The sequence below is a fragment of the Deinococcus radiodurans R1 = ATCC 13939 = DSM 20539 genome (assembly GCF_000008565.1).
Lineage (GTDB): Bacteria > Deinococcota > Deinococci > Deinococcales > Deinococcaceae > Deinococcus > Deinococcus radiodurans.
Genome location: NC_001263.1, coordinates 2,287,501 through 2,300,194, shown reverse-complemented (window position 1 = coordinate 2,300,194; position 12,694 = coordinate 2,287,501). Strand labels below are relative to the sequence as shown.

Here is a 12,694-nt window from a genome sequence, read left to right as displayed (position 1 = left end):
ACCTATCTACCATCAACGCTCAAAACGCCGTGTCCAGCGCTCCCAACGCGCCCGCCGCGTCCGTAATCCCCGCCTGCGCCATGTCAGGGCGTCCGCCGCCCTTGCCGCCGCCCGCCGCCGCGAGCTTGCTCACCAGTTGTCCGGCGTGCGCGCCCTTCGCCACGGCGTCCTTGGTCGCCTTGACGACCAGGCCCTTGTCGGAGGCGATCACCACGAGGTCCGCGCCGCTCTGGTCGAGCAGTTTGTCGGCGGCGCCGCGCAGTTCGTTGCCCTCGATGCCCGAGAGCTTCAGGCTGGCGACCTTGAAGCCGCCCAATTCGCGGGTCTGGGCCGCGCTGCCACCCCCGCCCATCTGCGCTTCGGCGAGTTGGCGGCGCGCCTGGGCCGTTTCCTTCTCGGCGGCCTTGAGTTGCCCCTGCAGGCCGCTGACACGCTCTTCCAGGCCCTCGGGCGAGGTATTGAGCAGCGCCGCCGCCTTGGCCGAGGCGTTCAGGCGCCCGCGCAGCCACGCCGTAGCCTGCTCGCCCGCCAGCGCTTCGATACGCCGCACGCCCGCCGCCACGTTCTCGTCGGAGACAATCACGAAGGCGCCGATGTCGCCGGTACGCGAGACGTGCGCCCCGCCGCACAGCTCCATGCTGGAGACCGCGTGGCCGCCAAAGTCCACGTCGCCTTCCACCCGCACCACGCGCACCACGTCGCCGTACTTCTCACCGAACAGCGCGGTGGCACCGGCAGCTTTCGCCTCGGCAATCGGCATTTCGCGCCACGACACCGGGAAGTTGGCACTCACCCAGCGGCTGACCAGCGTTTCGACCTGGGCGATTTCCTCGGCGCTCATGGCGGCCCCGTGCGAGAAGTCGAAGCGGAGTTGGTCAGCAGCCACCCGCGAGCCTTTTTGCTGCACGCCGCCCCCCAGCACCGCCCGGAGTGCCGCATGCAGCAGGTGGGTGGCGGTGTGGTGGCGCTGAATGGCCGCCCGCTCGGGGCTGACTACGCCGCGCACGCGGGTGCCTTCTTTCAGCTCACCCTGCTCCACCAGCACGTCGTGCAGGAACACGCCCTGCTTAGTCTTCTGGGTGTCGCGCACGATACCGGCCCCGCCGTCCCACTCCAGCCGCCCGGTGTCGCCCACCTCGCCGCCGCCTTCGCCGTAAAAGGGCGTCTGCGAGAGAACGACGGTGGCCTCGCTGCCCGCCGGCAGGTGGCTCAGGCGTTCGCCGCCGCTCAGCAGCGCCAGCACCTGACCGTCCCCGGAGGTCTGGTCGTAGCCGACAAACTGCGTGGCGGGCAGGCCGTCGAGCGCTTCCTGATGGCCGCCGAACAGTTCGGACTTGCCGTACTTGCTGCCCGCGCGGGCGATTTCCTGCGCGTGTTCCAGGCTCTCGGCGTAGCCGGCCTCGTCCACGCTCACGCCGTATTCCTCGGCGATTTCCTTGGTCAGGTCCACCGGGAAGCCGTAGGTGTCGTACAGCTCGAAGGCGTCTTTGCCCACCAGCGTGCTGCCCTTTTCCATGCCGCTCAGCAGCCCGCCCAGGCGCTTGATGCCGCCTTCGAGCGTCTTGAGGAACTGCTCTTCTTCCGCCCTCACGCTCGCTTCGACCCGGCTCTGGTTGTGCTGCAACTCGGGGTAAGCGCCGCCCATGCTGTCCACCACCAGTTCGACCAACCGGTAGAGCTGCGGCTCGCGCAGGCCCAGCATGTACCCGTGACGAATGGCGCGGCGCATGATTTTGCGGGCGGTATAGCCCCGGCCCGTGTTGGAAAAGGCGGTGCCGTCGGCCACGATCATGCTCACCGAGCGGATGTGTTCGGCGACCACGCGGTGCGAGACGCTCGTTTCGCCCTCGTAAGGCTTGCCGCTCAGCTCGGCCACCCGCTCGACGATGGGCTTAAACACGTCGTTGGAATAGAAGTCGGGCACGTCCTGCACCACGCTGGCGACGCGCTCCAGGCCCATCCCGGTGTCGATGTTCTTGAAAGGCAAGTCCTTGAGCACGGGCTGACCGCTGGCGTCCAAGTCCTGGCGGTCGTACTGCGGGAACACCAGGTTCCAGACCTCCAGAAAGCGGGCGCTCTCGCGGGTCTGGTAGTAGTCGCCCCAGGTGTCGTCGCCGTAGTTCTCGCCACGGTCGTAGTAAATCTCCGAGCAGGGGCCACACGGCCCGTTGGGGCCTTCGAGCGGCGCGTTGGCGGGCCAGAAGTTCTCGTCGGCGTCGAAGCGGTGAATGTGCTCGGCGGGCAAACCGATGTCCTGCGTCCAGTAGCCGAACGCCTCGTCGTCGTCCTTGTAGACGGTGACGTACATCTTGTCCTTGTCCATGCCCATCCACTCCGGGCCGGTCAGGAACTCCCAGGCCCAGTGAATCGCGTCGCGCTTGAAGTAGTCCCCGAAGGAGAAGTTGCCCATCATCTCGAACAGCGAGAGGTGGCGGCGGGTGCGGCCCACGTTCTCGATGTCGCCCACGCGCACGCACTTTTGCGCGGTGGTGACGCGCTTGCTGGGTTGGCCATCGAACACGGCGGGCGCGCCCATGAAGTTTTCCTTGAAGGGCTGCATCCCAGCGACCGTAAAGAGCGTGGTGGGGTCGGGGGCAATGGTGGAGTGCGAGGGCAGGCGCAGATGCCCCTTGGTTTCGAAGAAATACAGGTACCTCTCGCGAATCTCGGCGGTGGTGAGCGGCGCAGTCATAAGGGCAAGTCTAGCGCGGACCTCCCCCACAGGAGGGGGTGTTTCTACCCCCCATGACGTGAAAAAAATGACCTTTTCGTGTGAGCACATCTCCTAACATGACAGCGTGTCCACGTCCCAAGGGAGTCCAAACTGGCCGAGAGCGGAGCGGGTGGCCCGGTTGGAGGTGCTCGAAACGCAGATTCTTGCCCGTCCCGCCGAGGTCTACGCCGAAGTGCTGGCGCTGTGGCCGGGCCTGAGCGCCGCGGTCCCCTCTCCAGCGTCGCCTGCCCCAGACTCCTGCCCGGGGCCGTCCGAACTGGCGGCCCAGGCCACCGCGCTGCAACTGCTCTCACGCTGCGCCGTGCTGCTCGGGGAGGACGGCGCCGCCGCCAACCACGCCGAAACCGGGCGCCGCCTTGCCCACGACCTGGGCCTGCGCTCGCTGGAGGCCCGCTGCCTCGAGGTGCTCGGCGTGGTGCGGGGCCGTCAGGGCGACGTGAAGCAGGCGGCGTGGCTGCTGCGCCGGAGCCTGTACCTGCTGCACGCCCTGGGGGACACGCCCGGACAGGGGCGGCTGCTGGGGCGGGTCGGCGACCTGCTGGAGCGGCTCGAGGAGTATCCGCAGGCGCTGCTCTTCTACCGCGCGGGCTTGGCACAGCTGCCTGCGGCCCGCCCGGTCACCGCTGCGGTGCAGGTAGGGCTGGCGCGGACGCTGCATCAGCTCGGCGAGTACGCTGAAAGTCAGGAACTGGCCGCGCAGGCCCTCGCGGTGTGCCAGGAGGTGGGCCTCCCGCAGCTCGAAGCCCAGGTTCAGTTGCAGCAGGCGCTGACCCAATTGGCGCTGGGGGAGCTGGACGCCAGCCGGCGACACGCCGAGCAGGCACAGGCCCTCGCGGCTCCCCGACACGCCGAGCAGGCACAGGCCCTCGCGGCTCCCCTCGAGCACACCGTGCCGGGCGCCGCCGCGTGGGTGCTGGGCGAAGCAGCCCTGGTGCGCGGCGACCTGGCTCAGGCCCGCGAGGGGTTGGGCCGCGCCGAGGAGCTGGCGAACACGCCCCCGCTGCTCGCGCGGGTGCGGGGCAGCCAGTCGCGGCTGTATGAGCAACTCGGTGACCCGGCGCAGGCCCTGCGGTGTCTGCGGGAGCAGCGGGAGCTCGAGCAACAGCACCGGGCGCGGCTGGCCGAGCAGCGCGCGGGCCTGCTGGCCGAGCAGATTCGCTACGAGGTGCTGCGGCGCGAGGCCGAGTTGCAGCGCAAGCGCCGGAACGAGCGCGCCCAGGCGGCCTCGGCGCTGCGCGAGACGCGGGTGGAACTCAGTCGCCAGGCCTCGCACGACCAGCTCACCGGGCTCGCCAACCGCTCGTTTTTCTACACGCGTGCCCGGCAGGCGCTGGACCTCCTGGCACCGGGGCGCTCGCTGGGGCTGATCGTGGCCGATATCGACCACCTCAAGGCGATCAACGACCGCTTCGGGTACGCGGTGGGCGACCTGCTCATTACCGAACTTGCCCGCCGCCTGTGCGAGGCGGTGCGGCCCGGCGACCTCGTGGGCCGGCTGAGCGGCGACGAATTCGTGATGCTGCTCAGCGATCTGGCGTCCCCCGGCGACCTGCGGCTGGTGGCCGAGCGGCTGCTGCAACAGTTGCGCGAACCTTGCGTATGCGGCACCGAACTGGTCGTGCCTACGGTGTCGCTCGGCTACGTGGTGGCCCCGCAGGACGGCGGCGACGTCGAACTGCTCCAGAAACGCGCCGATCTGGCGCTGTTTCAGGCCAAAGCCCAGGGCCGCAACATGGCCGTCGCCTTTGCTGGCGACATGAGCGCCGAGGAGGAGGAAAGGCGGATGCTCAGCCAGGACCTGCGCCACGCCGTGCGGCACGGTCAGTTGCAGCTGCACTACCAGGGCATATTTCTGCTGCCAGGCCAGCGTCTGAGCGGGTTCGAAGCCCTGGTGCGCTGGCCGCACCCCAAGCGCGGCATGATTCCCCCTGACCGCTTTATCGCGCTCGCCGAGGAAAGCCGCCTGATTCTCGAACTCGGGCGCTGGGTACTGGATGAGGCCTGCCGGCAGGCGCGGGCGTGGCAGTTGCCCGAGCGCGGCCTGACGATGGCCGTCAACGTCTCGGCGTTGCAGTTCGAGCAGTCGGATTTCGTCGCCGGGGTGCGCGCCTGCCTGGAGCAGCACGGCCTGCCGGGGCACAGCCTGGTCCTTGAACTCACCGAGAGCATGGTGCACCGCGACCCGCGCCTCGCCAAGCAGACGCTGCGCGAGTTGCAGGCCCTCGGGGTCAAGGTCGCCATGGACGATTTCGGCACCGGCTACAGCAGCCTGAGCATGCTCAAGAGCCTGCCCTTCGGCCTGCTCAAGATCGACCGCGAGTTCTTGCAGGACCTCAGCGCCGCGTCCGAGCAGTTCGCTGCCTCGCAGCAGTTCATCGAAGTCATGGTGCGCCTCGCCCACAACCTCCAGATGCGGGTGGTGGCCGAGGGCGTGGAGACCGCCGAGCAGTACGACCTGCTGTGCGGCATGGGCTGCGACGAGGCGCAGGGCTACTGGCTGGCCCGTCCGCTGCCGCCCGCCGAGGCCGCCGCGCTGCTCCCGGCGGGCGCTCCAGACTCGCCGTGGCCCACACAGTCACCGTCATCCCAGCAAGCACGCCAGGAGTCACCCCGGCAGTCACTCTCAGAGGACTGAACCAGGGTCACTCCCGGCGTGCGGCGGGCGCCTACACTACCCGGCATGACTGCTTCTTCTCGTCCCCGTCCCGAAGAGGTGTACGAAGCCCTCGACTGGAGCCGCGCGCTGCGCCACCGCATCCAGATGCGCTACGCCGACCTCGACACCATGGGGCACCTGAACAACGCCGTGTACGTGCAGTACTTCGAAACCGCCCGCGTGCTGGTCTGGGAAGATCTGGGCATCCCGCCGCACCTCGACCGCTCGGTGATCGCCCACCAGGAAATCGACTACCGCCGTGAGGTCCGCTGGGGGCAGGACGTGTGGGTCGAGGCCCTGATCGAGCGCCTGGGCAACACGTCGTGGACCACGGTGTGCCGCATGGTCGCCGACGGCCAGCCCTGCGCCTACTCGCGCACGGTGCAGGTGCGCGTGGGCGAGGGCGGTCTGCGGCCCCAACCGCTGGAGCCCGAACTGCGCGAACTCATGTCGCGGCTGCTGGTTCCCGGCCAGGACTCCCCGAACCCGGCATGACCCGTTTTGAAGACCGGGTGCTGTACCAGGGCGACCCCTGGGTGCGGCTCGATACCCTGCCGCGCCTGCTCGCCGAGGGCTGGCGGCGCACCCTGTCGCAGGGCGGCGTGGTGAGCGTGATTCGCACGCCGTTTCAGTGGGTGATGGCGAGCCCGGTGATCGAGATCGAAACCGGCGGCTACCTCGGCGATGTGGGCCTGTACGTGCCGCTGGTGCAGTGGGACGAGGCCCTAGAACTGCTCGGGGAAGACCCCAGCCCCGCGCCCGGCGAGCCGCCGCAGGGGGAACCATGACGCGGCCTGTCTCCGGCGGCGCCGCCCCCCTGAGCATCGGCGTGGATGTGGGCGGCACCAAAATCGCCTGCGGCGTGCTGCGGGGCGAAGAACTTATCGAGCGGCAGGTGCAGCCCACCCCCGAAACCGGCTGGGAAGCGGTGCTCGACGCGGTGGCGGCGCAGGTGCGGGCACTTCAGGCGGCTCACCCGGGCGCCCAGAGCATCGGCGTGGGCGTGCCCGGCCCGCTGAATGCCGAGCGCACCCGCGTCAAGTTCGCGCCCAACATCTACGGCTTCACCGACGTGCCGCTCATAGACGGCCTGCGGGAACGGCTGCACCTCACCGCCGCGCAAACCCTGGTGCTGGAAAACGACGCCAAGGCCGCCGCGCTCGCTGAAGCCCATCTTGGTGCGGCGCGGGGCAGCGAGAGCAGCATCTACGTGACCGTGAGCACCGGCATCGGCGCGGGGCTGGTCCTGCATGGCCGGCTGTGGCGCGGGCGACACGGCGTAGCGGGCGAACTCGGGCACGTCACCGTGCAGCCCGGTGGCCCGGTGAGCGGCGCGGGGCTCGACGGGGCGCTCGAAGCGGTCGCGAGCGGCACCGCCATTGCGCGGGATGCCAGCTACGCCCTGAACCGCGAGGTGTCTACCGCCGAGGCTTTTGCCCTCGCCGAGCAGGGCCACCCCGCCGCCCGCCGGGTGGTCACCCAGGCCATGCGGCATATCGGCATCGCGCTCGCCGACCTGCAAAAAGTCATCGACCCCGAGGTCTTCGTTATTGGCGGCGGTGTGTCGGCGGTGGGCGATTACTTCTTCCAGGGCGTGCAGCAGGCCGCCGACGAGTACGCCGGGGGCTTCGCGCCCGTCACCATTCGCCGCGCCCAGCTCGGTCAGAGCGCCGGGGTGGTCGGGGCGGCATTGTCGGCGCTGCACGGCTGACGGGGCGGACAGAGCGGGCGGCACGGCGGACTCCCGGTCCTCATCCTTCCCCTTGCTATGCTCGGCTCCGATGGACGCTTCACCTTCCCCCGCTCCCTCTGCGCACCGGACCTGGCGGGAGACGTGGCGCCTGCGCTCGCGGCAGCTCCGGCGCTTGCCCCTCACCATGATGATCACCTGCCTCTTGCTGCTGCTCGGCAGCGTGCAGGCGGCCTTTCAAATCGGCAACAACGTCTACCGCAGCTGGACCTGGACCCAGGAAACCGAGCAGGTGCGGGGCCGGGTCGCCGCTTTGCAGTCGGACCTGCACATGCTCAAGGACGCCGAGGCGGCGGCGCAGGACCCGGCGTATTTGCAAATTCTGGCGCGCTGCCAGGGCTTTGTGCGCGTCGGGGAAACCGTAGTGGTCGCGAGTGGGGCGCCGAGTACGCCGCCGGAAACTTGCGACTCGCGGCGCTTGCCGTAAGGCTCGGCAAACGGGCCAGTGGCGGCTGCGCGCTATGCTGACCCGCATGTCACTCGTCGTTCTCGTCACCCTTCCGCCGGAACGCGCCCAGGAGCTGGCCCGCACCCTGGTGACCGAGCGGCTCGCCGGGTGCGTCAATATCCTGCCGGGCATCCAGAGCATCTACCGCTGGGACGGTGAAGTCGCCGAAGACCCCGAGTCGCTGCTGCTCATCAAGACGGTGGGCGAGCAGTACCCGGCCCTCGAAGCCCGCATCAAGTCGCTGCACCCCTACGAGGTGCCCGAAATCGTGGCCCTGCCCTTCGACCGCGCCTCGCCCGAGTTTCAGAGCTGGCTGCGCGATTCGGTGGGCTGAATAGGCCCGTCCCAATAAGTTTGCCCTCCTTCACCGGCCCCAGCGGTACTCCACCAGCAGGGGCCGGTGGTCGCTGCCTGCCATGCTCAGCACCCGCGCCCGGGTGGGCCGCAGGTCACGGACGAGCAGGTGGTCGATTCGCAGAAGCAGGCCAGGAAAGGTCCAGCCGGGGCCTTGCCCGGCCCGGTCATGGGCGTCGGGGCCGAAGCAGCCGGTCAAGCGCCGGTAAAGCCGTCCGCGTGGCGGCGTGTTGAGGTCGCCACCGAGCAGCACCGGCCCCGGCTCGTGCGCCGCGATACGGCACAGCAGTGCCACCTGTTCCCGCCGGGCCTGGGCGGTGCGCCGCACTTTTGCCGTGTCGCCGCGTAGGGCACTGGTAATCAGCACGGTGCCGAGGTGGGCATTGACGACCCGCAGCGTGCGCCCGTCCGGGCCCTTGACCCACGTTTCGGCAAAAGTGCGCGTGCTGCCGGGCACCGCGTGTTGGGTCTGCCGCAGCACCGGCCAGCGCGAGAGGGTCCAGACTTCGCGGCCCTGGGTGAGCGCGTAACCACTCAGACCGCTACGCAAGGCAAGCCCCTTTGCCGGGTCGAGGAGATTCGTTTCCTGCAACAGAATCAGGTCGGCGTCGCTGGCCTGCAAGGTGGACAGCAGGGCCGCCGCTGTTCCCTGACTGCCCCGCGCCACGTTGTAGGTCAGCACCCGCAACTCGCCGTCGGCTTGAGGCCGCCAGTGCAGCAGGCCCGCGCCCCAGGCCGCCAGCCCCAGCGTGAGGAGGGCCAGCCCACGTCCCCGGCGCCGTCCCACGCTCCACAGCAGCGCGAGGCCCGCCGGCAGCAACCACAGCAGCGGAGGCAGGTAGGCGAGCAGCAGGGTCGGCAGCGTGCGCTCACCGACCCAGGCTCCCAGCGCCCAGCCGAGCGCGACCAGTCCGAACATTCCGTTAACCAGCCGGGAAGAGAAGAGGGCGGGCAGAAAGGGGCGCGGCATCTTTCCCATCCTGCGGGAGATGCCGCGCCTACGCGTCCGGCTTAAGGTGGAGTTGGTTCAGGTGTTAGCGCTGCGCCAGCACCCGGAAGGTCCAGTGTTTGGCCCCAGCGGGCGGCGTCAGCTCCGGCAGGGGTCCGCTCCAGTGGCTCGCCACCAGCGCGAGGCCCGGTTGCGCAGGGCTGTCGAGCAGCTCGGCGCCCGCGAACCCCGCCTGACCGGGAAGCTGCTCCAGCCACTGCCGCAGCGTGGCCTCGGCCTCCTTGCCGCGCAGCTCCACGTACCACACGGTAGAAGGCCAAGCGGTGTGAGGCGCTGTCTCCATCTCAGTCCAGCCCGCCCGCGTAGAAGGCCAGCGGGTTGTGAGGGTCCCAGTTGCGGTACAGCCCGAAGTGCAGGTGCGGCCCGGTGACGCGGCCCGTGCTGCCCACCGCGCCCACGCGCTCGCCCTGGCGCACGAGTTGCCCGGCCTCCACCGAGATACGGCTGAGGTGCGCGTAGCGGGTCTGCCAGCCGTCGGGGTGCTGAATTACTACTGTCCAGCCCCAGCCGTAGGTCTCGTCGAGGTGCGCCTGAATGACCCGCCCGCTGCGCGCCGCGATGACCGGGGTGCCGGGAGGGGCCGCTACGTCGATGCCCTGGTGTTTTTCGCGTTCGCCGTCCAGCACCCGCCACCCGAAGTCGCTGGTGATGCGTCCGTAGCCCGGCAGCGGCCACTGCCACAGACTGTGGCTGCTGGTTTGCCGCACCACCACGCGGGCATGATGTTCGGGCGTCGCCTGCGCCACTCGTGGAGGAGCAGGCTGTGCAGGAGAAGGCCGCGCAGGAGCAGGTCGCGCAGGGGCGGGCCGGGCGGGTGCGGTAGGTGCGGGCGTGGGTGATGCAGGTGCGGGTCGGGCCACCACCAGACGAACCGGCGCCGGGCGGGCTGGGGCCACAGGTGCCGGACGTAGCGGGGGAGCGACCAGGCTCAGCACCGCGCCCACGTTCAGCGTTTGCCCTGCCAGGCGCGGGTTGTACTCCTGTAGGGCGATGGGGTTGATGCCGTAGCGCCGCGCGACGCTGTAGAAGGTGTCGCCGATCTCGACCCGGTGGGTGGTGGGCTTGGGTTTTTTGGCGGCGGCGAGTTGTGCCGCCCTCTTCTTCGCGGCGGCCTGCTGGCGGGCGGCGGCCTGAGCGGCCTTTTGCTGAGCGGCCTTTTGCTGGGCTGCTTTTTGCTGGGCTGCCTGTTCGGCGGCCCGCTGCGCGGCGATCAGGCGGGCGGGCAGCCGCAACACCTGCCCGGCGTTCAGGCTGCCGCGCCGGTCGATCTGCGGGTTGTCCCGGCGAATGTCGCCCTCGCTCACGCCCAAGCGCTGGGCCAGCTTTTTCAGGTCCTCGCCCTTACGCACGCGAAAGGTGCCCGGCGGCAGCGGCTTGGGCGGAATGGTCAGCATCTGCCCGGCGTACAGGGCGTGGCCCCCGCGCAGCACCGGGTTGGCCTGCTGAACGGTTTCTTCGCTCAGGCCCGCGTTCAGCGCGATGCGGTAGAGCGTCTCGCCGGGTTTGACCCGGTAGCTTTCCGCCCCCGCACCCCCCAGCAGCAGCGCGCCGGCCAGCAAAATCCCGGTGACAGGTCCGAGCACCGGCCGGGCGAAAGGCGAACTCTTCATCTGCAACCGAATTGAGAGCAGGGGCACGTTCGCCAGCATAGCGGATGCAAAGCCCTTTTTCTTAGTTTTCGGTCAGCTTTCTCATTTGCGATGGGGGGGATGGGTGGATTGACGTGCTGCTCCCCGGCGCTCGCCCCGCGCTACCCTGCCGCGCATGGACGCCGACCCGCCCCGCCTGTATGCGCCGCCCCCCGGATTCACGCGCCTGCGGCTGACGGTGGCCTGGGACGGGCGCGACTACGCGGGCTGGCAGGAACAGCGCAACGCCGTGAGCGTGCAGGAAACCTTGCAGACGGCTCTGCACGCTCTCGGTGGTGAAGGCGCCCTGCGCCCGGTCTCTGCGGGCCGCACCGACGCGGGCGTCCATGCCGAGGCAATGCCCCTGCACTGGGACGTGCCGACGACTTTCCGAGTGCCCCTCGTCCAATTGCCCCGCGCCCTGAATGCCTGGTTGCCTGCCTCGGTGTCGGTGCTTTCCGCCGAAGTCGCCCCCGCCGGTTTCCACGCCCGCTTTTCCTGCACCGAGCGGCGTTATGTCTATCGTCTGTGGGTCGCGCCGCAAAGGCACCCGCTGTGGGCGGGGCGGGCGCTGCATGTTCCTGGGCCGCTGGACGCCGAAGCGATGAATCGCGCCGCGCAGTCGCTCATTGGCCTGCACGATTTCGCTGCCTTCGCTACCCGCGAGGACCGTCAGACGGTACGCGACCTGCTGCGATTAGAAGTGCAGCCGCAGGGAGAGCTGTGGGACATCCATGTCGCTGGTGAAAGCTTCCTGCGCCACATGGTGCGCGGTCTGGTCGGCACCCTGCTGCTGGTCGGTCAGGGCAAGCTGGGCGCCGCTGAAGTTGAGGGCATCCTCGCCTCGCGCGAGCGGGCACGGGCGGGAGCCAACGTGCCGCCGGGTGGCCTCTATTTCGCCGGCGCCGAGTACGGGGTGCGCCGAGTGGAAGGGCGGTCCGGGAATGGGGGAGAGCCAGGCACCCACCGGGGCCGCTGAGAGGGGCACCGGGACTGACGCCAGGACCGACGATGAGGCCGTCTCCGTGGCCTATTCTGCGGGCATGATGGCTTCCGCACCCCAAGACCGCCCCGCCGGGACACCCCCGCAGGGACGTGGCCTCCTCATCGTCGTTACCGGCGCGTCGGGCGTCGGCAAAGGCACCCTGCGTGAGCGCTGGCTGGCCGGGCAGGACGTGTTCTATTCCACCTCCTGGACCACCCGCGAACCCCGCCCCGGCGAGGTGAATGGCCGCGATTACGTCTTCGTGTCGCCCGCCGAGTTCCTCGCCAAAGCGCAGCAAAACGGCTTTCTGGAGCACGCTCAGTTCGTCGGCAACCACTACGGTACGCCCATCGAACCCATCGAAGCGGCGCTGGAGCGGGGGCAAGACGTGGTGCTGGAAATCGAGGTCGAAGGCGCGATGCAGGTCAAAGACCGCATGGGCGAACAGGCCATTCTCGTGTTCATCATGCCGCCGAGCCTCACCGAGTTGCGCCGCCGTCTCACGGGCCGCGCCACCGAAACCCCCGAGCGCATCGAAAAGCGCCTGACCCGCGCCCGCGACGAAATTCAGGCCGCCCATGACTTCCGCTACGTCATCGTCAACGACAACCTCGACCGCGCGGTGAGCGAACTCCTCGCCGTGCAGCAGGCCGAACGCGCCGCGCAGAAAGCTGCCGAACACTGGACCCCCGAGGAGCAGCAAGCTCGCGCTCTGGCCGACACAGTCCGCAGCACCGCCCTTTCCCGCGAAGCCCTGCAACAGGTGGTGGAGTCCTGATGCCGTTGGAACTCGTGCAAGGCGACATTGCCCATCAGCCGGTAGACGCGGTGGTCACGGCAGCCAACAAACAACTGATGGGCGGTGGCGGGGTCGACGGCGTCATTCACCGCGCCGCCGGGCCGCGCCTGCTCCAGGCCATTCGGCCCATCGGCGGCACTCCCACCGGCACCGCCGTCATCACCCCCGCCTTCGATCTGGAACGCCAGGGCGTGAAGTACGTCATTCATGCGGTGGGCCCAATCTGGCGCGGCGGTCAGCATGGCGAGGCTGAACTGCTGGCCGGGGCTTACCGCGAAAGCCTGCGCCTGGGCGTCGAAAACGGCTGCCGCTCGGTGGCGTTTCCTTCCAT

Annotated in this window: 13 protein-coding genes (1 of these 13 cut by a window edge); 9 read left to right on the top strand and 4 right to left on the bottom strand. The window is 69.3% G+C overall.

Going from position 1 to position 12,694, the window contains the following annotated elements; all coding sequences use genetic code 11:
• Positions 1 to 19 precede the first annotated feature (19 nt).
• Positions 20 to 2,692, bottom strand: a complete 2,673-nt coding sequence (alaS, locus tag DR_RS11820) for an alanine--tRNA ligase (protein ID WP_010888928.1) — start codon at positions 2,690 to 2,692, stop codon at positions 20 to 22.
• Positions 2,693 to 2,798: 106 nt separating this feature from the next.
• Here alaS and DR_RS11815 point away from each other — a divergent pair, with 106 nt between their 5' ends.
• The 6 genes from DR_RS11815 to cutA all read left to right on the top strand — a co-directional run bounded on the left by DR_RS11815 (position 2,799) and on the right by cutA (position 7,922).
• Positions 2,799 to 5,369 carry a bifunctional diguanylate cyclase/phosphodiesterase gene (locus DR_RS11815; RefSeq protein WP_010888927.1) on the top strand — a complete coding sequence of 857 codons (2,571 nt, stop codon included), beginning with the start codon at positions 2,799 to 2,801 and terminating at the stop codon, positions 5,367 to 5,369.
• A 45-nt stretch (positions 5,370 to 5,414) separates the two neighbouring features.
• The gene (locus DR_RS11810; protein WP_034350530.1) at positions 5,415 to 5,885 is read left to right on the top strand and encodes an acyl-CoA thioesterase; all 471 of its coding nucleotides are present in this window, start codon (positions 5,415 to 5,417) and stop codon (positions 5,883 to 5,885) included.
• Entirely contained in the window at positions 5,882 to 6,178 is a 297-nt protein-coding gene (locus tag DR_RS11805) for a hypothetical protein (protein ID WP_010888925.1), read from the top strand. The genes DR_RS11810 and DR_RS11805 overlap by 4 nt, the downstream gene beginning before the upstream one ends.
• Positions 6,175 to 7,101, top strand: coding sequence for an ROK family protein (locus DR_RS11800; RefSeq protein WP_010888924.1), 927 nt, complete (start codon positions 6,175 to 6,177; stop codon positions 7,099 to 7,101). The genes DR_RS11805 and DR_RS11800 overlap by 4 nt, the downstream gene beginning before the upstream one ends.
• A 70-nt stretch (positions 7,102 to 7,171) precedes the next feature.
• Positions 7,172 to 7,567, top strand: coding sequence for a cell division protein FtsB (locus tag DR_RS11795; protein ID WP_227085953.1), 396 nt, complete (start codon positions 7,172 to 7,174; stop codon positions 7,565 to 7,567).
• A 46-nt stretch (positions 7,568 to 7,613) separates the two neighbouring features.
• Positions 7,614 to 7,922 (top strand): divalent-cation tolerance protein CutA, encoded by a 309-nt coding sequence (cutA, locus tag DR_RS11790; protein ID WP_010888922.1) that lies wholly within the window; start codon positions 7,614 to 7,616, stop codon positions 7,920 to 7,922.
• Between the two features lie 30 nt (positions 7,923 to 7,952).
• On the opposite strand, the gene DR_RS11785 is transcribed toward cutA, so the two are convergent.
• The 3 genes from DR_RS11785 to DR_RS11775 form a co-directional block, all read right to left on the bottom strand.
• Positions 7,953 to 8,912 carry an endonuclease/exonuclease/phosphatase family protein gene (locus DR_RS11785; RefSeq protein WP_227085952.1) on the bottom strand — a complete coding sequence of 320 codons (960 nt, stop codon included), beginning with the start codon at positions 8,910 to 8,912 and terminating at the stop codon, positions 7,953 to 7,955.
• A gap of 64 nt (positions 8,913 to 8,976) precedes the next feature.
• Positions 8,977 to 9,198, bottom strand: a complete 222-nt coding sequence (locus DR_RS11780) for a hypothetical protein (protein ID WP_227085951.1) — start codon at positions 9,196 to 9,198, stop codon at positions 8,977 to 8,979.
• 37 nt (positions 9,199 to 9,235) lie between these two features.
• Positions 9,236 to 10,588, bottom strand: a complete 1,353-nt coding sequence (locus DR_RS11775; RefSeq protein ID WP_227085950.1) for a peptidoglycan DD-metalloendopeptidase family protein — start codon at positions 10,586 to 10,588, stop codon at positions 9,236 to 9,238.
• Between the two features lie 127 nt (positions 10,589 to 10,715).
• Here DR_RS11775 and truA point away from each other — a divergent pair, with 127 nt between their 5' ends.
• From truA to DR_RS11760, 3 genes are all read left to right on the top strand, one after another.
• On the top strand, positions 10,716 to 11,558 hold the full coding sequence (truA, locus tag DR_RS11770) for a tRNA pseudouridine(38-40) synthase TruA (RefSeq protein WP_010888918.1): 843 nt from the start codon (positions 10,716 to 10,718) through the stop codon (positions 11,556 to 11,558).
• A 64-nt stretch (positions 11,559 to 11,622) separates the two neighbouring features.
• Positions 11,623 to 12,342: a guanylate kinase gene (gene gmk / locus DR_RS11765; RefSeq protein WP_027480091.1), complete on the top strand. Its 720-nt coding sequence runs from the start codon at positions 11,623 to 11,625 to the stop codon at positions 12,340 to 12,342.
• A protein-coding gene (locus tag DR_RS11760; RefSeq protein WP_010888916.1) for a macro domain-containing protein crosses the window boundary here: on the top strand, positions 12,342 to 12,694 show its 5' portion. 160 nt of this gene lie beyond the right edge of the window; the window shows 353 of its 513 coding nt (coding positions 1–353); the start codon lies at positions 12,342 to 12,344; its stop codon lies beyond the right edge, outside the window. Before gmk ends, DR_RS11760 begins: the two co-directional genes overlap by 1 nt.

Bases quoted from the DNA above. Each gene is read 5' to 3' on its own strand.
- truA (WP_010888918.1), top strand. From the start codon at position 10,716: ATGGACGCCGACCCGCCCCGCCTGTATGCGCCGCCCCCCGGATTCACG.
- alaS (WP_010888928.1), bottom strand. From the start codon at position 2,692: ATGACTGCGCCGCTCACCACCGCCGAGATTCGCGAGAGGTACCTGTAT.
- cutA (WP_010888922.1), top strand. From the start codon at position 7,614: ATGTCACTCGTCGTTCTCGTCACCCTTCCGCCGGAACGCGCCCAGGAG.
- DR_RS11805 (WP_010888925.1), top strand. From the start codon at position 5,882: ATGACCCGTTTTGAAGACCGGGTGCTGTACCAGGGCGACCCCTGGGTG.
- DR_RS11800 (WP_010888924.1), top strand. From the start codon at position 6,175: ATGACGCGGCCTGTCTCCGGCGGCGCCGCCCCCCTGAGCATCGGCGTG.
- DR_RS11795 (WP_227085953.1), top strand. From the start codon at position 7,172: ATGGACGCTTCACCTTCCCCCGCTCCCTCTGCGCACCGGACCTGGCGG.
- gmk (WP_027480091.1), top strand. From the start codon at position 11,623: ATGATGGCTTCCGCACCCCAAGACCGCCCCGCCGGGACACCCCCGCAG.
- DR_RS11810 (WP_034350530.1), top strand. From the start codon at position 5,415: ATGACTGCTTCTTCTCGTCCCCGTCCCGAAGAGGTGTACGAAGCCCTC.
- DR_RS11785 (WP_227085952.1), bottom strand. From the start codon at position 8,912: ATGCCGCGCCCCTTTCTGCCCGCCCTCTTCTCTTCCCGGCTGGTTAAC.